At 49.1% G+C, this 22,587-nt stretch carries 18 protein-coding genes; 6 read left to right on the forward strand and 12 right to left on the reverse strand.

The window, feature by feature from the left end:
- Positions 1-120 precede the first annotated feature (120 nt).
- Complete coding sequence (locus GA003_06410) at positions 121-738, forward strand: YceI family protein (GenBank protein QXD29599.1); 618 nt, start codon at positions 121-123, stop codon at positions 736-738.
- 116 nt (positions 739-854) lie between these two features.
- Here the strand turns inward: GA003_06410 and GA003_06415 are convergent, their stop codons facing one another.
- The 3 genes from GA003_06415 to GA003_06425 form a co-directional block, all read right to left on the reverse strand.
- Positions 855-3,590, reverse strand: a complete 2,736-nt coding sequence (locus tag GA003_06415; GenBank protein QXD29600.1) for a hypothetical protein — start codon at positions 3,588-3,590, stop codon at positions 855-857.
- Between the two features lie 205 nt (positions 3,591-3,795).
- A complete protein-coding gene (locus GA003_06420) occupies positions 3,796-5,724 on the reverse strand; it encodes an oligopeptide transporter, OPT family (protein QXD29601.1) in 1,929 nt (642 codons plus the stop codon).
- Between the two features lie 59 nt (positions 5,725-5,783).
- Entirely contained in the window at positions 5,784-7,040 is a 1,257-nt protein-coding gene (locus tag GA003_06425; protein QXD29602.1) for an aminotransferase class V-fold PLP-dependent enzyme, read from the reverse strand.
- A gap of 218 nt (positions 7,041-7,258) precedes the next feature.
- On the opposite strand from GA003_06425, the gene GA003_06430 reads away from it, so the two are divergent.
- Positions 7,259-8,059 (forward strand): Type 1 glutamine amidotransferase-like domain-containing protein, encoded by an 801-nt coding sequence (locus tag GA003_06430; protein QXD29603.1) that lies wholly within the window; start codon positions 7,259-7,261, stop codon positions 8,057-8,059.
- A 139-nt stretch (positions 8,060-8,198) separates the two neighbouring features.
- On the opposite strand, the gene GA003_06435 is transcribed toward GA003_06430, so the two are convergent.
- The 6 genes from GA003_06435 to GA003_06460 all read right to left on the reverse strand — a co-directional run bounded on the left by GA003_06435 (position 8,199) and on the right by GA003_06460 (position 13,473).
- A complete protein-coding gene (locus GA003_06435) occupies positions 8,199-9,092 on the reverse strand; it encodes an amidohydrolase family protein (GenBank protein QXD29604.1) in 894 nt (297 codons plus the stop codon).
- 197 nt (positions 9,093-9,289) lie between these two features.
- Positions 9,290-10,051 carry an SDR family oxidoreductase gene (locus GA003_06440; GenBank protein ID QXD29605.1) on the reverse strand — a complete coding sequence of 254 codons (762 nt, stop codon included), beginning with the start codon at positions 10,049-10,051 and terminating at the stop codon, positions 9,290-9,292.
- A gap of 140 nt (positions 10,052-10,191) precedes the next feature.
- Positions 10,192-11,124, reverse strand: a complete 933-nt coding sequence (locus tag GA003_06445; protein ID QXD29606.1) for a dihydrodipicolinate synthase family protein — start codon at positions 11,122-11,124, stop codon at positions 10,192-10,194.
- A 221-nt stretch (positions 11,125-11,345) separates the two neighbouring features.
- Entirely contained in the window at positions 11,346-12,221 is an 876-nt protein-coding gene (locus GA003_06450; protein ID QXD29607.1) for an exo-alpha-sialidase, read from the reverse strand.
- 27 nt (positions 12,222-12,248) lie between these two features.
- Entirely contained in the window at positions 12,249-12,419 is a 171-nt protein-coding gene (locus GA003_06455; GenBank protein QXD29608.1) for a hypothetical protein, read from the reverse strand.
- A gap of 1 nt (position 12,420) precedes the next feature.
- A complete protein-coding gene (locus GA003_06460) occupies positions 12,421-13,473 on the reverse strand; it encodes an exo-alpha-sialidase (protein QXD29609.1) in 1,053 nt (350 codons plus the stop codon).
- A 157-nt stretch (positions 13,474-13,630) separates the two neighbouring features.
- On the opposite strand from GA003_06460, the gene GA003_06465 reads away from it, so the two are divergent.
- Complete coding sequence (locus GA003_06465) at positions 13,631-14,629, forward strand: hypothetical protein (GenBank protein ID QXD29610.1); 999 nt, start codon at positions 13,631-13,633, stop codon at positions 14,627-14,629.
- An 86-nt stretch (positions 14,630-14,715) separates the two neighbouring features.
- Here the strand turns inward: GA003_06465 and GA003_06470 are convergent, their stop codons facing one another.
- From GA003_06470 to GA003_06480, 3 genes are read right to left on the reverse strand one after another with little or no spacing between them, the layout of a single operon-like run.
- On the reverse strand, positions 14,716-16,089 hold the full coding sequence (locus GA003_06470; GenBank protein ID QXD29611.1) for a sulfatase: 1,374 nt from the start codon (positions 16,087-16,089) through the stop codon (positions 14,716-14,718).
- 9 nt (positions 16,090-16,098) lie between these two features.
- Entirely contained in the window at positions 16,099-18,075 is a 1,977-nt protein-coding gene (locus tag GA003_06475) for a sulfatase (protein ID QXD29612.1), read from the reverse strand.
- Position 18,076: 1 nt separating this feature from the next.
- Positions 18,077-19,441 (reverse strand): sulfatase-like hydrolase/transferase, encoded by a 1,365-nt coding sequence (locus GA003_06480; GenBank protein ID QXD29613.1) that lies wholly within the window; start codon positions 19,439-19,441, stop codon positions 18,077-18,079.
- A gap of 99 nt (positions 19,442-19,540) precedes the next feature.
- Here GA003_06480 and GA003_06485 point away from each other — a divergent pair, with 99 nt between their 5' ends.
- The 3 genes from GA003_06485 to GA003_06495 all read left to right on the forward strand — a co-directional run bounded on the left by GA003_06485 (position 19,541) and on the right by GA003_06495 (position 22,584).
- Positions 19,541-20,269, forward strand: a complete 729-nt coding sequence (locus GA003_06485) for a carbohydrate-binding family 9-like protein (GenBank protein QXD29614.1) — start codon at positions 19,541-19,543, stop codon at positions 20,267-20,269.
- A gap of 120 nt (positions 20,270-20,389) precedes the next feature.
- Positions 20,390-21,676, forward strand: a complete 1,287-nt coding sequence (locus tag GA003_06490; protein QXD29615.1) for an AGE family epimerase/isomerase — start codon at positions 20,390-20,392, stop codon at positions 21,674-21,676.
- Positions 21,673-22,584, forward strand: coding sequence for an N-acetylglucosamine-6-phosphate deacetylase (locus GA003_06495; GenBank protein ID QXD29616.1), 912 nt, complete (start codon positions 21,673-21,675; stop codon positions 22,582-22,584). Before GA003_06490 ends, GA003_06495 begins: the two co-directional genes overlap by 4 nt.
- The last annotated feature ends 3 nt before the right edge of the window (positions 22,585-22,587 follow it).

Raw genomic sequence — 22,587 nt, forward strand, 5'->3', positions numbered from 1 at the left:
GTTAGACAACCTGCTTAGGTGATGACGAATATATGAATCATTTAAGACTGATGCAATTGATCGAATATTCTCGTTCATGATGGATCTTGATCATCTGATAGTAACTATCAATCACATCTTATGAAATCATCTTCCCGTAATCTACTCTTACTTTCTTTAACCGCTTGCTCTCTCGTTGTTACCGGATGTTCTAACCCTGCTGACAAAACGGAGTCGGCCACCGTCTCTGAAGCGGTTGAAGCTGTTAAGGCCGTTGCAGAGGCCAAAACCTACTCCATCAGTGCTGATTCTACGATTGGTTTTGTTGGATCAAAAGTATCTGGCAGTCATGACGGCGGTTTCAAAAGCTTTGATGGCACCCTTGCTGTAGCAGACGGCAAGATTGTCGCGCCGAGTGCAGTGACTATTCAGATGGATTCGCTGTGGTCTGACAGTGATCGCCTAACAGGCCATCTGAAGAACGAAGACTTCTTTGAAGTAGAGACTTTCCCAACCGCGATGTTTGCTATCACCTCTATGAATGGATCTGAAATGACAGGTAACCTTACATTACACGGGGTTACCAAAAGCATATCCTTTACGCCTGAAGTAATCATCTCGGATTCAGAAGTAACTTTAAAGGCCGAGTTTGACATCATGCGCTTCGACTGGGGTATCGTTTACAAAGGTAAGGCAGATAACCTGATCCGCGACGAAGTCGTCATCAAGCTTGGCGTAAAAGCAACAGCAGATAGCTGAGTTATAATATCTTCGGTTAAACCTTCAGAGATTTTTTTCGGCAGCAAGCCACTTCCTATGAAAGGCGTGTCGAAAGCTCAAATGTAAGAGGTGGCTTGCTGCCGATTTCTAATCCTTTAAGGTTCCACATAAATCCGCCCCTGCATCATGGTAAAGTGGCCTGAATAGGTACAGATGTAGGGATAAACTCCAGCTTGGTCCGGAGTAAATTCTATGACGACCGTATCTCCAGGATAGGCCAAATTAGAGGCTGCAAGGATGCGGTCCTGCTCTTGGCTGGAATAGGCTTTGGGATTTAAGTTCTGGGGAATGAAGTCATCCGCCATGGCGGAAAGGGCGGCAATGCCAACGGGTTGGATGTCGGCTTCGTTTTTCACGATCACCATATTGTGAGACATCTCACTGGCATTCTTGTAGCGTATAACTAAGCGTTCACCTGCTTTCATCCGAATCTCAGTCACATCGTAGCTTAAGTTGATGCCGCTCGAACTCATGCTCGCGACTTTAGCTCCCGTAAGGTCTGTTGTTTCGACTTTGGGTGTCGTTGCCGCAGATTCAGCAGTTGCGCTTGCGACTACGGAAGAAAGATGAGCGCTGTGAGAGCTTGCCGGTTGGGTCGCTTGATCGCCTGCCACTCGGTGGATGGTCTTATGGATGAATTGTTTCACTTCTGAGCCGTCTGCTGCTTTGAGCGTGTAATCGATCGCCATAACAAGCCCCATCGGCGTGTTGATTATGTCTGGTAGACCAGGCAACAATCCCAGGCTCGTTTGGACCAGGTCCTGACGAAGGCTTGGGATATGGAATGTTACGGTCTTTAGATCCTTGGAAAGCTGTATGGATTCAATGGTGACAGGGTCATGCGATGGTTTTCCTACTTGGTCAGCTGAGAATACTTTACCGCGCGTCCCGTACTGACTCGACCAGGGGTAGGTCCACTGATTGAGCGAATAATTGCTGGTATCCGTGGCAGACGCCTCATCGAATGGTTCGGCGAACTGAAGTTTTAACCCACCTTTCTGAGTGTCGATGGCGACCGGCATGTGCAGCGGCTTCCCCTTATAACGAATACGATTGAAGGTGCCCCAACCGCCACCATGACTGACTGATTGCCAGCTGGTTAACCCTGCTACATAAAGATGCCCGTCAGTGTGAAAGCGACCATGAATGGTGCCAGACTGGAATTTTAGCGGGAGGGTAAAATGGGATCCTTGCCACTGATCTTCGACCTCTTCATTCAGGACCATGGACAGAGTGCCCCGTCCATAGGAAGTTACTAGCAGGTTACCATGCAGTTCTTCAGGCCAGGAGGAGCTAGTTATGAAAATCGGCGCTGACGTTGAGTTGTCCTTAAAGTGCGGCACCCAGGCTATGGGTTTTTCAAAATTGGTGGGTGTGGGTGTTTGGTGGGCAGATGGAATGAAACCGTGGAAGCCACCTTCGCGAATCCGGTGTACTTTGCTGGTGTGTACCCAGTTTCCTTCGTTGTCACTATAAACGATTTCATCATCCGGGCCAATGGAAAGGCCGTTGGGGTTGCGCAAGCCGCTAGCGATGATATCCAGGCGACTACCATCCGGAGGCAGGCGAAATAAAACGCCATGGTGCGGGGTGACCTCTGCATTCACTCCGTTCCGGAAGGGTGGCCAGGGAGTGGCTTTGGCGAAGTAAAAGTTCCCTTTCGAATCAGTGTCCAGATTCATGGTGAAGGTGTGGAAGTTGGTCGCAGCCATCACCTGGTTGTTGAAGTTTTCGTAGAAGTCAGCTTCGCCATCTCCATTACTATCATTTAGGATGGTGATTTGATCTCGGCCAGTAACATAGATTCTATCATCGACCACCTTCACCCCGTGCGGTTGGTTAAGACCGGTCGCATAGCGCTTCCACTTAAGTGTATCGGTATCACCTTGCAAACCATCGACAATCCACACCTCACCACTGAAGCAACTCAGGACGGCACGACCATCTGAAAGAAAATCGACACCCGAAAAGCGAAGGAATGAATTCCAGGGATTGTCAATGGGTAAGGTGAGTTCATCAGAAACGAAGGGCCCTTCGTCAGTCCCTGGTTTGATTTTGGTTTCGAGGATTTCCCATTGTGCATTTCCTGGCTTCTTGAGTTCGCTTAAGGTAGGGACCGCTTTGTTGCGGGAGATAAAAGTTCCCATGTAGCCAACTTTATTTCCAAATTGAACGGGACCCATGGCGAGTTCTATACGGGATGGCTTGTCTGAGGTAGGTAGGTCGAGAATGAGGTGGCGATTGTCTATTCTCCATCGGGCGTTTTTCAGAGGACCACGATATCCAATCAGACGGGTTTGTTTACCGGTACGAATGTCGATGATTCCATGGTGCTCGGATAGTTTATGTCTGGCGAGTGTCGTGTTTGAACCATCCGGCACTTGAATTATCTGGAGCGATTGCCGTTCTTTGAGTGGCCTCAGATTCAAGGTTCGTGTGAAAATCGCACGATCCTCAAAACGTTTATATCCCGGAGATTCCAGGACTTCTGTTTCACCAATCGTGTAGGCAAAGACCACCTGGTCATTTTGCAGATACATACCTTTGTATGCTCCTTGGCTTTTCGGAATGGGGCCATATTTCCAGGGACGAGGATCGGAAAAATTGCCATCCTTGGACCAACCTGGACGTTGTGCGGTCATGAAATGCATATAACCATCCGGGCTTGGCCATTTCTCATAGCCATCTCTGGCCGGATACCATTTGAGAAAGCCTCCCGTCCAAGCTGAAGCAACTCTCAATAGATCCGTATCGAAAACCATCACTGCCCCCTCATCTTTGCCCACTCTAACTGCGATACCTTTGTAGACGAAAATACTCCGAATGGACATAGGATCAGTCGAAATAGTCGAAGAGACAAAGGGGCCATGCTCCATCTCGTTGAGAGGGCTGGGCGGACTTTGAGCTTGGGCCTGGCTAAGTAGCAGAAGCCCTAGGAGAATAGAAAAGATCTAAAATTTGTGTGGGGCATGGAGACGTGCCATAAACTAGTGTTTATCCATACATACTTATGAGGCAACAAAATCCTCCGATAGCTTACTTAAGGGCCTGTTTATATAAGTAAAGCGCTACGGCAATGAGTAAGGAAAAGCCTATCCATGGCCCCATCGTACACAGTGTCTCGGCACACCAAGAGGTTAGGCCGTTGTAAGTATCACCCAGTGACACCCATTGCTGAGCGGCCACGATAAGGCCCGCTACCATAATGCCCATGAGAGCCTCACCGGTTATTAGTCCACTGGCGACCATTATACCTTTGTCTGACTCTTCATTCGAGGCAGGCCTTTTACGTTTTACAAAGTAACTAAGGAGACCGCCGGCAAAGATAGGGACGGCGAGTTCGATGGGTAAGTAGATACCGACAGCAACTGCCAGGACCGGTGCTCTGATATTCGCTTTTTTGGCTTCGAGAATTTTATCGATGATGATGATGACCACCGCAATGGCGGCTCCCAGGCCCACGAGTCCCCAGGGTAGTCCAGCCGAGTTCGTGTCGAGTATGCCTTTAGTCACCGAAGCCATCAGGCTGGCCTGAGGTGCACTAAGTTCAGGAGATCCAATGGTGTAAGCCTGGTGAAGCAAAGTTAGGACAATGGGAATAGAGGCGGCACCGATAATGACCCCGATGAATTCCATAACCTGTTGCTTCCAGGGAGTCGCTTTGACCAAGTGCCCGCACTTGAGGTCCTGCAAGGTATCGCCAGCAATTGCCGCGGCGCAACAAACGACAGCACCTACAAAAATGGCAGCGGCAGGAGCCATTTCGCTTTTGCCCATCAGGAAAAGCAGGACAAAGGAGGTAAACAGAAGCGTGGCGATGGTAACTCCACTGATTGGGTTGTTTGTCGAACCAACCAGGCCGGCCATGTAAGCAGCAACAGAGGCAAAGACAAATCCTGCAACCAGCATGATGGCGGTCATGACCAAAGCGATAATCGGTTGGTCGATCACTCCCCAATAGTACCCAAAAAGAGGTACGGTAAGCACACCGACTCCCGCGAGCACCCAAGGCATGGGGATATCGCGTTGCTCCCGATCGATGCCGGCTTCACTGGCACCCATTTTCTTATAAACTTCAATTCCCGATTTAATGCCATTGAGGACCGGTTTCCAAAGACTTAACAAGGCATAGACGCCACCGGTTGCCATAGCGCCGACTCCCAAGTAGCGGATCTTGGTACTCCAAAGTGTCCAGGCTGCACCGGCCGGATCGGTCGTCATCATCGAGCTTACGGTTTGATCGCCGATCATGGTGTCCGGGTTTAATATCGCATAAAGGGGGATGCCGATTGTCCAGGAGATCATTCCGCCGATAAGAACCAGGCTTCCGATATTCAACCCCACTATATAACCAACTCCGATCAGGGCAGGAGACAGATTGGTTCCTGCATAACCGATCCACTTGCCAGCCAGAAGTTTCGCGCCTTCCAACGCTTCGCCCCAGATGTGTAGACCAGATTGTAGGAATTTAAAGAGCGCTCCGATGGCGGCTCCGATGGCAATGATCTTGGCTCCATCGCCTCCTCTTTCTCCTTCCTTGAGAACTTCAGCAGTAGCAAGACCCTCGGGGAATTTGAGATCCGTGCTTTCAACGATAAAGGCACGCCTTAGTGGGATACAGAAAAGCACTCCGAGGAAACCACCAAGACAAGCGATGAGTGCAACCTGCCAATAATTAAAGGTATCCCAACGACCTAGCAGGATAAGTGCGGGAATCGTAAAGATGACACCCGCGGCCAATGACTCTCCTGCACTCGCCGCGGTTTGAGCCATGTTGTTCTCGTGTATATTGGTTCCTTTGTTACGACCTCGCAGCAAGGTAAGGATGCCCATCGAAATAACGGCAGCGGGAATACTGGCGCTCACTGTCATTCCGACCTTAAGGCCGAGGTAGGCATTGGCACTGGCGAGCGCTGCGGTGATAAAGATACTTATTACTATGGCGCGGAGTGTGATCTCTTTCATCTGTGCTGAAGAGTGGACGGGCGCCTATGGGGGGTCAAACCGGAATCAGGGCCAAATACCTAGGCCATGCTCTTGAGAGCATTCACCAAAACATCCATGTCCTGAGTCGAAGTGAACAGGTTCGGGGATATGCGGCAGCCGTGAACATCGTTGCGGTTGATGGCGACGGTAAAGATCTTATGTTTCTCAATGAGAATTTCGGCCATCTCCTGTGGTTCCATGCCTTTAATACCGGCTGTGGCGATTCCGCAGGATCTATGTCTTTCAATCGGCGTGTATACTTCCACGTGATCCATTTCCCGTGCCTGATCGGTCCAGTAATTTTGAATGAAGCGAAGACGCGCTTCTTTTCGTTCGATTCCTATCTTGTTCTGAAATTCGATTGCATTGCCTATGGCCACATCTGTATGGGCTGGGTGGGTACCGGTGTGGTTCAGTTTCAGGATGTCATCTTCGCCTGTTGGTTTTTCTGCAAAGGCCGGCCAGACGTTTAAAGCCTTCCCTTTCCTTGCGAAAAGGAAACCAGCTCCGAGAGGTGCGCTCAACCACTTGTGCAGACTGGTGCCATAGTAATCGCAATCCAGATCCTTGATGGAGAACTGAAAATGTCCGAATGCATGCGCTCCATCAACTAGCACATCCACGCCTCGTGCATGAGCCATATCGCATACTTTCTTGATCGGTAAAATGTGACCTGTAAAATTGATGATGTGGGGGACCATCAGTAAGCGAGTTCTGGGTGTGATGGCCTTCGCATAAGCATCCACGATATCCTGGTCGGACGATGGGTGCATGGGAATATCGATGACTTTACGAACGACCCCGTATCGCTTCTCTACCAACTCAAACATATACTGCATGGCCATGTAATCCTGGCCCGCGTAGATCGCCTCATCTCCGAATGACCAATCAATGCCTCCGGTCACGGTATCGAGGGATTCGGTCGTGTTTCGAGTGATGATAAGTTCGTCCGGAGTGCAATCAGCCATCTCGGCCAGCTTGGCAGTTACCCGGGCTTTATTCTCCAAACGATAATTTCGCATGTAGTAGGAGCCGTGGTAATTTACTTCGCGAACATGCTTGATGAAATGCTCCAGTGTCTCCTCCGGTTGTATGCAGTAGAACCCGCTCTCTAAATTGATATAATCGGGCTTCAGTCTGTAGGATGCTCGTATCTCACTCCAGAAGTCTTCGTCTTTGGCAAGGGATTGAGCGTTGCTGCTTTCAGCCGCTGCCAGAATGGAACCCAGACGACCCCATACCGGGGCGGAAAGACCGAGCAGTGTCAGGCTTTTGATAAACTTACGTTTGTTCATGAAGGATTATCTGGGAGCATCTTGGATCTTATTATTTCAGATTGCCATAACAGAATCTTGAAATGGATGGGTTGTGTAGGAGAGGAGCTTGCTCCCGAATCGACTGCTCAAAGACTTTTCTAATCGGGAGCAAGCTCCCTTCCTACATTTTATTTTACAGAAAACGTCTTTCGGCTTGGAACCTAACATGGCAGCAACACACAGTATAACTTTGTAATATGATATTTCGCCGACTTTCCATTTCTTTCATTCTTATTTTTATTCCTATGATTGCTGCATACGCGACTCCTGAGCTATTAACCTCCCCACAAGCTAAGATCCTCGTTTGTGGCGGAGCCATGATGAATGGAAATCACTTTGCTGATTCGGTGATCCCGGCAATGACGGAGCACTACGGTGAATCCCAGCATGTAGCTCTGGTTTTGCACGCAAATCATCCGGGCGATCGAGATAAGATGGAACGGCGCTTGAAAGAGGCATTTGCTCACATAGGAGTTCCACAAGCGACCTCACTCCATCAGATGGAAGTGTCGAGGACCCTGGATTTTCTCCGAGAAGTGGATGCGATCTTCATTGGAGGAGGGGATACCTTTGCATTACTTCGGGATATGAGAACGACAGGTCAGCTGGAAGTCATTCAGCAGCAGGCTTTAAAAGGAATACCGACAGGAGGAACGAGTGCAGGAGCCAATGTGCAAGGACCCGTTATTGGTACCACAAATGACTTTCCGGTTAATGATATTGCTACACGTGATGCCTTGTCTTTATTTCCGGCTTTGATCAATCCCCACCATCCTCAGTCAGAAGACGAACAGAGATTTGCCAGCCGTGAGTGGAAGATTCACAACTACCGACGTTGGCATCCAAACGAAATTGTTTTGGCCTTAGGAGATCGTTCGATTGCCGTATTGAAGAATGGCAAAGTGACTCTTCCCTTGGGCCCCGCCTGGCTTTATAACTCTGAGGAAGCTCGCTACCTGGTATCCGGAGACGCGATACCGGAGTTGGATGTGAAGTAAATCGTTTGGTATTTGGGAACTGTAGGAGCGGGTTTACCCCGCGATCATTCAATAGCCTTTATTCAATCGGGGGATTACCGAGGAGGATTACGACGACACCTCAACAAGTGGAGCGCGGAATAACAACCCCCTCCTACAATTAAATCCTATAAAACTTCTCCGCGTTATCGTGAAAGAGCATCGCCCGCTCTGCATCTGAGAAATCAGCTGTGATCGCATCGTAAGCATTCCATACCGTTTGGTAGTCGCTGAAGAGGCAATCTACTGGAAAGTTACTGGCGAACATACAGCGGTCAGCTCCGAAGGATTCTATGAGATCGATCACGAATGGTTGAATGCTCTCCGTAGTCCATTGATGGTCGCACATACCAAGACCGGATATCTTGGCAGCGACATTGTTACAGGAGGCAAGCTGCTTCATGGCTGATCGCCAGGCGTCGATGTTCTCAGGATCCCGATCGGCTGGCATCCCTGCATGATTCAGAATGATCGGAATGTTTGGGTAGCGTTGGGCGAGTCGGATCGCGACCGGGACTTGATGATAGAAGATTTGTAGATCAAAGCTGAGGTTGTGGGCTTCCAGAAGGCCATAATTAGAGCACCAACTTTCGTCCTTCATGAAATCTCGTTCGGACATGTGCCACGCTTCATTGGGATGTCGATTGAGGATCTGTCGAATACCGCGAACGTTTTTGTATTGGCAATGTTGTGACAGGGTTTCTCCTACATTAGGATCCGCCAGGTCCGCGAAGGCTACAATCGCATGGGGATATCCTGGCGATTCGGGATCATCAGCCAGGCTCTGCAACCACCGTGACTCTTCAACAGGATCGGATGGATCTCGAAAGCACTGAAGATGTACGGACTTCGCGAGTTCCCAGGGTCCGGCCTCTGAGACAATATCCGGTGGAAAGTAATCGCGTGGAAGTTGGGATGGTTTTCCCCACAGTAATTCCAGACTCTCGTCTGCGAGCCAGGTGTATTTGTCGTTGGTTACGTTCCAGAAGTGATGATGTGTGTCGATAATTTTCATTGGAGTATTAGTTCTCTAAATTGAATTTATTTTTCGCCATGCTTGATGGGTAGGGCGATTTCGCCGAAAGCGCTGTTCTCGTTACGGCCCGTGTTGGTGTCTCACTCCGTTCCTCGAAACGGCGATTGAGCCCTACCTTTTTCAGCGTATTTATGTATGGTTTAATCAGTATTCCAAATTCGTAACAAAGATTGAGATCATTGGGCAGTAAATCCTCCGTCTACTGGCACGAGGGCGCCAGTCATAAAAGAAGCTTCAGTTGAATTGAGAAAGTAGACGACATTAGCAATCTCTTCAGGAGATGCAATTCGTCCGAGAGGGATCGTATCCGTCTCGGCTTTCCAGGCCGTTTCCTTATCGCCATCGTAGTGTTTATTACCGAGGTCCGTGAAAATCTTTTCTTTCAGAGGTGTCTTAACAGTAGCCGGGCAGATGGCATTTACACGAATACCAAGTGGACTCAACTCCACTGAGAGAGACTTTGCCAGTTGTGCGACTCCTCCCTTCGATGCTCCATAGGCAATCGAACCTGGTTTGCCTGCGAACACTTGGTCTGAAGCCATCAAGACCATGCTACCTTCTCCAGCGTCGCGCATGTAAGGAGCCACTGCTGCCACCACGTAGAGTGTTCCTTTCAGGTTAATATCGATGATTGCGTCGATATCTTCATCTTTAAGATCAAAGAGACTCGATAGGCGTTGGATGCCGGCATTTGAAAACAACACCGAGGGTGGGCCGAATGATTCAACTGCGCTTGTTACGGAAGCTTCCACCGCTTTTCGGTTTCGAACATCGGTTTCAAAAAAGGTGACAGTTCCGTGATGATCTTCCTGGCACAGTTTCAGACTGGCTTCTTTTTCAATATCGAGTAGTGCCACATCAAAGCCCTCTGAGGCATACTTTCTTACTGCGGCAGCTCCAATACCAGTGGCACCGCCTGTGATTATGGCTAAAGGCATGGTTATTTTTGTGTCAGTTCTTGAGATGAGTTTGTTGGTTTAGCCAACGATACAAATCGACAGCAAGCTACCTCCTACACACGAAGTTCGAAACTCAATTGTAGGAGGTAGCTTGCGGCCGAATTTAATATCTACGGGTTTCATTTGTTCGTAAAAAGGAAAGCCAGCTCTTTCTGGAAAATGTCTGTTATGCGTTCCACTTCTTCCCCGGGAACTCGCGACAGCGGCCAACGAACATCGGGCGTCATGGGTCCCCAACCACCTGCAGTTGCCAACGTTTTGTCCAACGCGCAATCGGCATACCTGCCGCGGATGTGGGCTATGGCTTTATCGAATACATCGAAAATGTGGGCTTGCTCTTGAAGGGCTTTTTCAGGATTGGATTGAATGAGATGTCCAAGGCGAACAGCGCCCTTTGGAGAGAGGCAGGCCAGGTTGGAATAGCTGCCACTGGCACATCCATGGATGATTCCTGTGGGAAGTCGTACCCCAGCAACAAATACACTTACCTGGTCTGCTACCTTTTGCATCTCCTTGTGCCAGGCATCGTCGCCCCCTGCCACCTTGATGCCGATGATGCCATCAATGGTCGAAACCAATTCAAACCACTCTTTGTGGTTCAATACTTTGCGGGCGTTAGGTGGATTGTAGACGACAATTGGGATGGGTGCGGCCTCAGCCACCATTCGAATTAGAAAAGCTGCGATCTCCTCTTGTGTGTGGGGAATCCGCTCAGGCAGGATGACTTGGAACGCGCCTGGTAGCAGGTCGCGAGTCTGTCGGATTCTTTGCAACGATCCACTTGCATGGGCATGGGAAGCACCGATTTGAAAAGGGATACTTCGCGCTTCACAGAAGTTGGCAATCGTTCTTGCCAGTTTCAGGAACTCCTCCTCACTTTGGCTAAAGAATTCTCCAGCTGTTCCATTGAAATAGATGCCGTCAACTCCGGCTTCCGCAAATATGTCCAACTGTTCATCCACGTGCTTCCAAATGATCTCGTTTCGCTCATCGAGCGGGAGAAGAATGGTAGCCCAGGTGCCTTTGAGAGTTTGCGGGGTGAGTGGATTCATAGCTGATTAATAATCTGAGCTCGAAATGACACCTTCCATGCTCTCACGAGCATGGCTACTTTGTAGCATCGGTTCGTGTTCACGACCGGAGGGAGAAGGCCTGACAACCGATGACCGATTGACTGAATCGTTTCATCTATTCTGTTCATATACCACTACTCCAAAAATTCCTCGCTGTCGAACTGTAGGCGAACGATATCCGGTGAATTTCCAAAGAGTGCTCAATAGGTGAAAATGTTTAAGAGTTTTCTGTCATCTTTTTCCACAAGAACAGGAGCTGTATAATACCCGTCGGTCACTTCGCCTCGTTCCTCATTATCTAATACAAAGTGTTTTTCGACCTTGAAGGTTTCAGGGTCAAAACGAAGCAGTGCCATTTCCATCGGGATCTCACGGTAAGGAGGTGGAAAATTCCGCCCCATCAGAAAATAGGCTCCGTCGTAGGTCATGAGTCGTGGACGTCCGATGTAGGCACCGATGGACTCGTTGTTCTCGGTTAGGTTGGACTCCTTAATCAGTTTGAAATGCTCATCAACCTGGTGGAGGGGCACCATCAAGTCGTAACCTCTTGTCGCCACTAGAAAACCGCCCTCGTAAGGAAGCAGACTGCTTTCGTTAATACGGATATCTCCAAACTCTTTGCTCAGGTTGTTAATGAAGTTCCAAGTCTTTCCATTGTCGTCCGTATAAAGGGCATCCACCGTGCGTCTGCCTCCTGCCAGATACTCGAAAGTCATTATCAAAGCATACAGGCTTTTCCCTATGATCACTGAATCGAACAAGTATCCGTATTCCACGCCGTCAATGATACCGACGCGTTCGAGTGGGCCAAAGCTCTCGCCATTATCTCGACTGATAGCACCGAGTAAGCCCATGCGGAAATGCTTCCCCTCTTTATCCAGATGCTGTGCGTCGATGTAGTTCCCCAGTGATCCATCAGGAAAACGTACCCATTGTCCCATTTCCATGATACCTTCGGGGACGCCTAGGTGAATGGGGGCTTGAATGGCTTTACCGCTTATGAGGTCGAAACGTACGATCTCAATTTGGGAACCTGGATCCCAGCCATGATCGGTCCCTCGCTTATAGGCCAGCATGATCTCATCTTCGCCGGAGGAAACGATTTAAGGGAACGCCAGGTAGTCCATCGTTCCCGTTCCACGGTAGGAGGCGATGGTTTCTTCGATCTTATAGTTTGGCGTGAGCGGAACCGGCGCCCTTGGTTCTGCAGCAGTCAGCCATTTTGAGGCCAATAGGAAAATGACTATGTTGGAGGATTTGTTTCGAAATGTCATCTCACTTCAGAAAGTCAGCGCTGTCGAATTGCAATCGAATCAGATCCGGAGAACCACCGAAGATAGCCCGGTAGTCAAAAACGTTCAGGAGGGTGCGGTCAGGCCCTTCAAATATAATAGGGCAGGGATAATATCCGTCGGTCACCTTAGCGCGTTCAATGTTATCCAAGACAAAGTGTTTTTCGACTTTAAGGTCTTCGGGATCGATTCGGAAGAGTCCCAACTCCATGGGGATCTCGCGGGTTATCGTTCTCCAGTTGCGGCCAATCAGGAAATACTCACTACCATAACTGAATAGTCGTGGCCTGCCAACGTAAGAGTCCATGGTAGGCGTATCGGTTGTTAGGTTACGTTCCTTGATAAGATTGAACTCACGGTCCACTCGATGCAATCGCTGCTGGTTATCGTAACCACGCGTCGCTACCAGGAACCCATCATCATAGGCAATCAGGCTGCTTTCGTTGATTCGAATGTCTCCAAATTCTTCGCTCAGGTTTTTAATGAAATGCCAGGTGCCTCCATTGTCATCGGTGTATAGTGCATCGACCGTTCGTCGACCGCCCTCCAAGTATTCAAAAGTCATGATGAGGGCATAGACACGTTGCCCCAAAGTCACGGAGTCAAAGAGGTAACCGTACTCCACGTCTTCGATAGTACCGACTGGTTTGAGAGCATCAAAGGTCTTCCCGTTATCCTTGGTAATCGCTTGCTGTAAACCGATGCGCGTATGTTTTCCGTCTTCTACAATCTGAGCGTCTATGTACGTGCGAAGCGATCCGTCCGGAAACCGGATCCATTCACCCATTTGCATGATAGTGTTGGGAATGCCCAGTTGGATGGGTTCCCGAGTCCTCTTTCCGCTTTCCAGATTAAAGTGAATGACTTCAAGGACAGCCCCTATGTCTCGAGCATGAGCATTGCCTCGTTTGTAAGAGATGAGAATCTCGTCTTCGTTAACTGGAACAATGGCGGGGAAGGCGACGTAGTGGTTGGTTTCCTCTCCTCGGTAGCTTACCAGTGCCTCTTCTTTGATAAACAAAGGACTGGAGGGCATAGGTGGCTTCGGCTTGGTCGCATGGGAGCAAAGAGGGATTAAGAAGAGAGTGGGTAAAACCGATTTCCAGGGTATCATGAATAGGTGATACCATAAAACGAATGAGGGTTGTCAGCAAAACTTATTGTTCTGTAAGTTAAATAACGGTGATACCGTTATGTGTCTTGCCTTTTTTCTCCAGATTCTTCCAAGCCCCATACTATTGATTGTTTCTACACGTCTTTTCCTGAGTAGGCCATTTTGGTCTTTCGTTGTATTTCTATTCTTTCCACTGCTCGCTCAGGCGGCTGAAAGTGGGCCAGCTGTGAGCAATCCAAGTTCAAGCGGACTGGCCGTTATCGATTGGGTGATTATTGTTGGTTATGCCTGCTCGACACTTTTTCTGGGCTGGTGGTTCGCGCGGAAGCAGAAAAACACCAAGGAATATTTTGTAGGCTCGGGAAATATGAATCCGTTGCTGATTGGCGTTTCGCTGTTCGCCACTCTGCTTAGCACGATCACTTACCTGGCTGCGCCTGGAGAGTCGTTGGGTAAGGGGCCGGTTTATATGACCAATCTACTTGCTTACCCGTTTATTTTCCTGGTGGTAGGTTTTATCCTCTTGCCGATTTATATGCGGCAAAAGGTAACCAGTGCCTACGAGCTGCTTGAAAACAAACTCGGGATCAGTATTCGTTTGTTGGGTGCCTTCTTGTTTCTGGCGCTTCGCTTATTCTGGATGTCGTTACTGATTTTCCTGACCGCCAAGGCCATCACCATTATGATCGGGGTAGATGAGAGCTACATTCCCTGGATTGTTGTGGTGACTGGGGCCTTTGCGATTACCTACACCTCCTTAGGCGGATTGCGCGCTGTTGTCATCACCGATCTTATGCAGACGCTCCTACTCTATGGAGGGGCGCTATTGGTTATAGGAACGATTACCGTGAAGATGGGCGGCTTTGGTTGGTTTCCCATGAAATGGCAAACAGACATCTGGGACTCTCAACCCTTGTTTAGTCTCGATCCTTCCACGCGTATCACCGTGTTTGGTACCATTTTGTCAGTATTTATTTGGTACTGCTGTACTTCAGGCGGAGATCAGGTCTCCATCCAGCGTTTTATGGCGACCAAGGATGTCAAAGCAGCTCGAAAGGCGATCGCAAACTTGCGATGATGTGGATGAGCAATCCGCAACACCATGATGAGGAAGGCTCCCGCTGCGCAGAGGGTTGCGAGAAGCAGCAAGCGTTGATAGGTCATCTATACCGGTGACGGCAAGCGGATCGGATCCGGAAGTATACCATTAAGAGGTAGGTCTTCACCCAATTTGGAGCGTAGGGCCTCGAGCTCTTTTCTTAGTTCATTGCGCTTGGCCTTGTAGTTGGATTGGCCCACCAGATTGTTTAGCTGATACGGATCCTTCTTTAAGTCGTATAGAATCCAGTCACCCTCCATGTGATAGGCGTAAACCCAATCCTTGGTGCGGATGCCACGCCAATCACAGCCGGGGCCACCTCCGTTGTGGGTGTTGAAGAGGAAAGCCGAATCACGTGTCTCTTTGCTTTTACCATAGAAGACCTGTGATTGATCAATGCCTTGGACCTGTTTAGGAATATTGGCTCCGGAAAGGCCGAGTAGGGTCGGCATCAAGTCGACGGATGACACGATCCAGTCGCGCTTTTGACCGGCTTTGATTTTTTCTGGATAACGTATGATAAAGGGAACGTTGATCGATTCCTCCCAGGGGCGCTGTTTCAGGCGGTGGCCCTGCGAACCCAGCATATCCCCGTGGTCGGAGGTGAAGACGAGGATGGTATTGTCAGTCAGCCCATGCTCTTCCAGTTCGGCTGAAATACGGCCAACGCATTCATCAAGGCTTGTGACCATCGCGTCGTAATGGAGCAGCTGGTCTTCATCTTTTTTGGCGCGAGGGGGCACGTTGGGTCGATCTTCTAGGGCTCGCCCTTCATACTGTTTAACAAAACGATCGGGTGCTTTGTATGGATTGTGAGGTGGACCGTAAGAGACCGCTAAAAAAAACGGATCTTCGCGATGCTTTCTAATATACTCAATCGCTACATCGGTTTGCACATCGGGTTCCCAGTCGTCGACAACGACGGGTTCAGTGTCGTCATTGATCCAATACTCCGTATCGAAATGTTTGTGAGAGCAATTCCGTACGGCCCAGAAATTCCAATTGCGGCGATCTTCCTTGGCGACCGGGTTGTTACGGTGTCCTGCCAGGTGCCATTTGCCGATGTAGCCCGTGTGGAAACCAGCTTCCACCATTTGATCGGCAATGGTGGTTTCGGAATTGGGTAGCTTTATGTCGTTATGAACGACGCCCGTGGCATGACCGTATCGACCTGTCATCAATTGCCCACGGTAAGGGGTGCAGACGGGCGAAGCGGCAATCATATTGGTTACCAGTAACCCGTCGTCCGCGAGTTTATCCAAGTTGGGTGTGATGACCTGTGAATTGCCCATGCAGCCCATATCGTGAGCTCTCATTTGGTCGGAAAAGAGAAAGATGACGTTAGGGCGCGAGTGATGATCGGCACGCAATAGGGCAGGAGTGGTTGCTGTTGCTGCGATGCCAGCTGCGGCCGTTTTAAAGAAATCTCTTCGTTTCATTTTTGGGTATTAGGGATGTATGGACTGAATAGTGATTCCATCAGGCGGATTGGGTAAAGCTATCGAATCAGTCAAGTTTCCTGTATAGATCGTAATCTTGTCCCCCGGAGAGGATTTGTAAATAGCTTCTTCGACTGGGTCTTCATAGCCGTTTGAAGTGGCTTGTTTTGAAATCCACGAACTATACCAGGCTTGTGTGATGCCTTGTTTATTCTCTCTTCTGACAGCGGTAGGCATTTTAGCGTCCACCCGTTTTAACCAATTCAATAAAATCGATTCGAGTTCGGCCTCCACAGATGAATGCGCTCCTGTTAGATCCTTCTCTCCAGTTTCGCCTAAATTGTCTTGGAGGTTGTATAGTTCCTTTTCCGACATGAAGTAGCCATCTTCTTTTTCTCGTCGGGATTGTAAACTGTCATGGTCTTCCCAATACCGGATGTATTTGTAGTTATCTTTGATGACGGCGCTGTAGGGAGCTGAATGTTTGTAATGGGGGACATGCCAGAAAATGGCCCCGTCGTCGTTAGCTGTAATGGGATCGTTTTCACGATGGACATCTGATTCTGCAGCTTGGAGTAGTGGCACCAAGCTCACACCATCGATTTCTTCGCTCGAAAACCCAACGGTAGAAGCTTCCTCAACGACAGCCATTTCAATATGCGCCAATTCCAGGATGGTTGGAAAGAAGTCAGGGCCGGTGACAGCAAGCTTACTTGTTCTATTCGCGTGTACGCCTGGCCCACGGGCAATTAAAGGAACCCGCGTTCCACCTTCGTAGGCGTGAGTCTTTTCGCTACGCAATGGATTATTGCAGGTGTAACCATTTCGTTCTACGCCACCATTGTCTGAGTAAAAGAAAATGATGGTGTTTTCTGCCAAACTTTTGCTTTCAAGATGGCTCATGATTTGCCCAAGGCTTTCGTCGATACTCTTTACCATAGATGCATAGGTAAACGATGTATGGAAACTGCTGCTACCGGAAGGAGGCTCAATCTCATGTCGCTCATCGCTTCCCCAACGAGCTTTGAAGAGATCCGCGTGAACTTCCTTGTCCTTGCTTGTTATCCGTCTATCACCGTCGGAATCCCATCGTTTGGCCTTCATGGGACTATGCACGCCATAATGTGACATATAGAGGAAGAAGGGGCGAGACTGGTCACTGGCCAAATCGATAAACTCTAAGGCCCTGTAGGTAAGCGCATCTGATAGGTAGGTAAGTTCCTTAAAGTCGTCGGCCTTGGTTGAGCCTTGAGGCCAATTCTGCGGGTAGCGTTTTTCCGGTGATTCCAGGTTTGGAAAATAAACGTCGCTCCAGTCAGAGCCTCGGTAGAAGTCCCAGCCAGGTCTATCACCTCCTGCCGGTGCTCCTCGGAAGCTACCGCCGATATTGTAATCGAATCCGTGAGCTTCAGGTTCGAAGCCAGTCGCTCCTTCGCTGTAAACATGCCATTTGCCTATGGTACAGGAAAGGTAGTCTTTGCCATTGCTCGAATTCGATTTCAGGGCTCGTGCAATAGAGGTTTCCTTTTGTGGATCCAAATTTCTTATGAGGTCCGGTTCTACGGGTTCAGCGAATTTCATTTCCTCGACCTTAAACGGTCCCATGCCTTGTTTCTGGTCATGAGTATTGTTGTTGGTGAATCCGATTCTTGTGGGATACTTTCCGGTCAGAATGCTCGCTCGTGAGGGTCCGCAAAAAGGGCAGGCTGCGTAGGCGTTGGTAAATCGAATACCTTCGTTCGCTAGTTTTGCGATATTAGGTGTGTAATAATAACGACTATCGAATTCACCTCCTACGTTTTCGTAGGTTTCACCATTGGGTCCCTCAAAACCATTGATGTCGGTCCATCCAAGATCATCCACCAGAAAGAAAATGATATTGGGTCTTTCCGGTGGATCTTCTGCTTCTGCATTTTGATATGCGAGAAGGCTGACCCCAAGAACCAGGGCCGCACAAATTCCTGAAAAGCTGTGGAAAGCCCTCATGTCAATCCAACCAAGGTCTCCAAATCTTGGGCATAGTAAATTCCTCGGGTACGGATGTTTCTGAATTACCAGCAAAGCCGTGAGGAGGGTAGGAGGCCGCACGGTAGGCTTCGATTTTGGCCACCATCTTCTTTAGCACTTCTGGGTGACGGTCTTTAAGATCCGTTTTTTCGTAGGGATCTGCTTCGATATCAAACAGGTGTATCAACATTGATGATACGCCGTTGACGGGTTCCTCTGCGCTTATGACTAACTTCCACTTGCCGTCGAGTAACGCAGCTCGTGTGGGTGCAATGTGGAGCGGGACCTCCTTGCGCGATTGTTTGGCTCCCTTTAGAATGGGGAGCACATCCATGCCGTCGATGTCTGAAACGTCTTGATCTATGATTCCGGCAAGTGTAGGTAGGATATCTACCATATGAATGACTTCATTGATTTTCTTTCCGCCCTCCAAATGGTCGGGCCAATGGATCACGGTAGGTACACGGATGCCGCCTTCAAAGAGTTCCTTTTTGCCGCCCCGGAGTTTGCCGTTGCGCGCGCCGAATCGGATACGTCCTCCGTTGTCCGATGTGAACATCGCCAAGGTGTTTTGTCGCATTTCTTTTGATTCCAATGCTTTGATGACTCGTCCGATTGCGACATCCATGGCATCAACCATACCGGCAAAAATCCTTCGACTTTCATCTTCGATGTGCGCGTATTTCTTCACGTATTTGTCAGGTGCCTGCAGTGGAGTGTGGGGTGCGTTAAAGGGCACGTAGAGAAAAAGTGGTTGATCGGGATCGTGTTGTTCGATGACGCGGACGGCTTCATCACCCATCAGGTCTGTTGTGTAGCCTTCCTCCTTCAGCATCGCGCCGTTGCGGTGCCAGTCAATGCCGCCCAAACGATCGTGAGTGAAATAATCTATCATACCGAGGTAATGACCATACTGGTGATCAAATCCGCGATTCTGTGGCAGGAATGCCTGTTGGCTCAACCCCAGATGCCACTTGCCTACGATGGCCGTAGCATAACCCGCGTCCTTGAAATACTGGGGGAGCGTCTTTTCATTCAGATTTAATCCATAGACATCCCAAGGGCGAATCACGTCGACTTGTAGACCGAGGGTAAAAGGATACTTTCCGCTCATGAGTGCACCCCGTGTGGGTGAGCAGATGGGCTGCACATAAAAGCGATCTAGTTCCAATCCCTGGCTAGCTAAGCGATCCAGGTTCGGTGTTTCGATCACACTGTCGTGAAACCCAACGTCCTTCCAGCCGAGATCGTCCGCCAGAAAGATAACAACATGAGGTTTTTCAGCAGCCGCTAGCAAGGGAAGAAGTAGCAGGCAGATAATGGAGGCAAATTTCTTCAATACCATATTATTGTTCTGACTCTAGCTTCCGCTTAAGTCGATCTCGATTTATATCACTCAATTGAACTGGCGCAGGAAGTTGATTTGCATGCATAGTGTGTGCTCATGAAAAGGTGCTTTGTCTTATGGCTGTGTTGTCCGATGTTTTGCTTGCTGACCGCTTGTCAGGAATCTTCGACTGACCCGGTTTATAAAGCGATATCTCTCCTAGGTGTTACCATGGTTGTGGATGGCCAATTGACTGAGAAGATCTGGGAAGACGCCTATTGGGAGAGAGGGTTTGAATTTCCCTGGCTGGCGATGGAAACACCAACGACAGAATTCTGTAGTTTGAAGAGTGATGACCGTTTGTATTTCGCTTATAAGGTAAAAGATGACGATATCGTGTTTGCTTCTGGCCCATTCGAAGACGAAAGAGGCGTTGCGAAAGGGGATCGCGTGGAGATCTTTTTTGCCAAAGACGAATCCTTGGCAAAATACTATTGTCTTGAAATCAGCCCGAAGGGCCGAGTGATGGATTATCGGGCATCCCATTATCGACAGTTTGACCATTCTTGGACTTGCGAAGGATTAGAGGTCGCTGCTCAGGTATTGGACGATGGCTATGTAGTAGAAGGAGCCATCCCTTTGGAAACCTTGAGGTCATTGGGACTGATAACACCGGGAGAGAATAATCGCATTCATACAGGTTTATTTCGCGGAGAGTTTAGTCATGGTGTCGGTGATTCGATCGAACAACGTTGGATCAGTTGGATCAGGCCCGCATCTGAGGAGCCCGACTTTCATATTCCTTCTGCCTTTGGGCATTTTGAAGTCTCTGGGGGTGAAAAATAGCTTTTTAATCCAGTCATTTTACCGTCCAAGAACTTCGCGTTGAGTAATGGCTCTAGATTGTGAAAGAATAAACAATCTTTTTGAGCCAAGATTACTTGGTCTAAGAGACAGCTAATCATCATGAACCGCAGAAATTTTTTAAGCACTTCCATCGCTATGGGATTGAGTGGTGCCAGTGTGCCACAGCTATTTGGGCAATCGAAGCGGAGCCGTTCATTAGATCAGCTATTAGAAGACTGTCGCTCTCAGTTGTTTGATAAGTATCTGCCTTTTTGGGAGAAAGGGGGAATTGATGAGGCAAATGGCGGATTCATGTGTTACCTTTATGAAGATGGTTCGGTGGAGAATGACCGAAAAGATATTTGGTACCAGGGGCGCGGTATTTGGGTGTACGCCTACCTTTACAATGAGATTGAGAAGAATCCCAAATGGCTCGGGATTGCTCGCAAGGCTCGAAACTTCATGGTGGAGCACATGCATCGGGGAGACGGAACCTGGCTCGACACGGTGGATAGGATTGGGAAGCCGGTGAGCTCTATTGCGATTGATCGAACGAACAATATCTACGGTGCCCTTTTTGCAGCAGTGGGTTTGATTCAGTATGCTAAAGCAACTGGCAGTGAGGAGGACATCGAGCTGGCTCGTCTCTCGATTCGTAAATCAGTGAAGCGGTATGAAGATCCTGGTTATCTGGGCGTGCCCGTTCAGGGAATCGAGGCCAGTGGCCTGCGCGCACAAGGGCATTCGTTTATGCTGGTTTGGGTGGTACCGCAATTATTGGAATTGATTTCGGATCCGTGGTTGGAAGCTCTCGTTGAAGAGCACCTCGATGCCGTTGAGAATAAATTTTGGCATCCGGACTATGGAATATCAAATGAGTATTTATATCATGACTATTCACGGATTCCTTCACAGGAAGGATTTATGGTTCCTGGTCACAGTATCGAAACCCAATGGATGTGTATGAATGAAGCGCTCCGACAAGGTGAGGAAGGGAGACGCGACGTATTCAAGAATCGGATGCGAAGGCTGGTCGAAATGAGTTGGGATTATGTTTACGACGGAACTTGTGATACCGCTTATCAGGCGGTCACCGTTGGTGATACACCCGCTGGATCCGTTCTGGATGTTAAAACGATGTGGGCCCAATCCGAAGTAGCACTTGGTTGCTTATTTGCTTATGAACAAACGGGTGAAGTCTGGGCTCGAGAATGGTTTGATCGGAGCTGGAACTATCTCCAGCGAACCATGCTGACTGACCATGGAGTGTGGAGACAGGCGGTGGATCGTCGGGGAAGGGATAAGCAACGGGCGGGTATTTCAAATGTCCGTCGTGGGAATTTTCATCAACCTCGTTGTTTGATGTATATGATGAAGTCACTTGAACGAATGAGTGCACAGCCATGAAGCTATTTGATTTTCAGGTGAATGGATTCGGCGGGGTCGATTTTCAATCGGACTCGCTAAGCTTGGAAGAAATGCAACACGCGGTGGATGTGCTGCATGAGTATAAGATGACTTCTGTCTTTCTGACTTTGATAACCGATCGAGTTGATTCGATGTGCCGGAAGTTAGAGCAAATAGAGCGGATGCGCGGTCATGATCGACGAATCGCCGACACTCTTTCTGGCTATCACGTCGAGGGCCCTTGGATATCGACAGAAGCTGGATATCATGGGGCGCACCCAGTGGAGCTGGCCTGTAAGCCGACTTTGCAGGATTACCGCGCGCTGCGTGATGCGGCCGGAGGCCATTTAAAACTCATCACCCTGGCCCCCGAAGTCGATGGTTGTGAGCCGATCATTGAAGCGGCGTGTGCCGATGGCGTTCGCATTAGTCTAGGGCATACCAATGCTTCTGAAAGCGATATTGATAGGGCCATCAAAGGAGGAGCAACGCTGGCAACCCATGTAGGGAATGCCGTTCCTGCTCAGATGCACCGGCACGATAATGTAGTTCAGCGGTTATTGGCTAGGGATGAGCTCATCTGCTGTTTGATTCCAGATGGCATTCACCTGCCACCCTTTGTCTTACAAAACTTCTTTCGAGCGAAACCTGAAGGTAAGGTATTCTTTACTACGGACTGCATGGCTGCAGCTGGGTCTCCTCCTGGAAGGTATACGATCGGTCCGCATGAACTGGAAGTAGGGGAGGATGGTATTGTTCGTTTACCTGGAGACACTCGATTTGCTGGTTCATCGCTAACGCTCGATCAAGGAGTTGAAAATATTATTGATTGGCTCGGCCTGGATCGGGAAGAAGCAATACGTCTTTGTTCGACACATGCCGCTGAGCATTTTGGAATTAGCTTATAACTT

The organism is Opitutia bacterium ISCC 52 (assembly GCA_014529675.2).
GTDB lineage: Bacteria > Verrucomicrobiota > Verrucomicrobiia > Opitutales > UBA2995 > UBA2995.

What these genes read in the sequence shown, in the direction of transcription:
- GA003_06410 (QXD29599.1), top strand. Translation starts at nt 121, where the DNA reads ATGAAATCATCTTCCCGTAATCTACTCTTACTTTCTTTAACCGCTTGC.
- GA003_06415 (QXD29600.1), bottom strand. Translation starts at nt 3,590, where the DNA reads ATGTCCATTCGGAGTATTTTCGTCTACAAAGGTATCGCAGTTAGAGTG.
- GA003_06420 (QXD29601.1), bottom strand. Translation starts at nt 5,724, where the DNA reads ATGAAAGAGATCACACTCCGCGCCATAGTAATAAGTATCTTTATCACC.
- GA003_06425 (QXD29602.1), bottom strand. Translation starts at nt 7,040, where the DNA reads ATGAACAAACGTAAGTTTATCAAAAGCCTGACACTGCTCGGTCTTTCC.
- GA003_06430 (QXD29603.1), top strand. Translation starts at nt 7,259, where the DNA reads ATGATATTTCGCCGACTTTCCATTTCTTTCATTCTTATTTTTATTCCT.
- GA003_06435 (QXD29604.1), bottom strand. Translation starts at nt 9,092, where the DNA reads ATGAAAATTATCGACACACATCATCACTTCTGGAACGTAACCAACGAC.
- GA003_06440 (QXD29605.1), bottom strand. Translation starts at nt 10,051, where the DNA reads ATGCCTTTAGCCATAATCACAGGCGGTGCCACTGGTATTGGAGCTGCC.
- GA003_06445 (QXD29606.1), bottom strand. Translation starts at nt 11,124, where the DNA reads ATGAATCCACTCACCCCGCAAACTCTCAAAGGCACCTGGGCTACCATT.
- GA003_06450 (QXD29607.1), bottom strand. Translation starts at nt 12,221, where the DNA reads ATGCTGGCCTATAAGCGAGGGACCGATCATGGCTGGGATCCAGGTTCC.
- GA003_06455 (QXD29608.1), bottom strand. Translation starts at nt 12,419, where the DNA reads ATGACATTTCGAAACAAATCCTCCAACATAGTCATTTTCCTATTGGCC.
- GA003_06460 (QXD29609.1), bottom strand. Translation starts at nt 13,473, where the DNA reads ATGCCCTCCAGTCCTTTGTTTATCAAAGAAGAGGCACTGGTAAGCTAC.
- GA003_06465 (QXD29610.1), top strand. Translation starts at nt 13,631, where the DNA reads ATGTGTCTTGCCTTTTTTCTCCAGATTCTTCCAAGCCCCATACTATTG.
- GA003_06470 (QXD29611.1), bottom strand. Translation starts at nt 16,089, where the DNA reads ATGAAACGAAGAGATTTCTTTAAAACGGCCGCAGCTGGCATCGCAGCA.
- GA003_06475 (QXD29612.1), bottom strand. Translation starts at nt 18,075, where the DNA reads ATGAGGGCTTTCCACAGCTTTTCAGGAATTTGTGCGGCCCTGGTTCTT.
- GA003_06480 (QXD29613.1), bottom strand. Translation starts at nt 19,441, where the DNA reads ATGGTATTGAAGAAATTTGCCTCCATTATCTGCCTGCTACTTCTTCCC.
- GA003_06485 (QXD29614.1), top strand. Translation starts at nt 19,541, where the DNA reads ATGAAAAGGTGCTTTGTCTTATGGCTGTGTTGTCCGATGTTTTGCTTG.
- GA003_06490 (QXD29615.1), top strand. Translation starts at nt 20,390, where the DNA reads ATGAACCGCAGAAATTTTTTAAGCACTTCCATCGCTATGGGATTGAGT.
- GA003_06495 (QXD29616.1), top strand. Translation starts at nt 21,673, where the DNA reads ATGAAGCTATTTGATTTTCAGGTGAATGGATTCGGCGGGGTCGATTTT.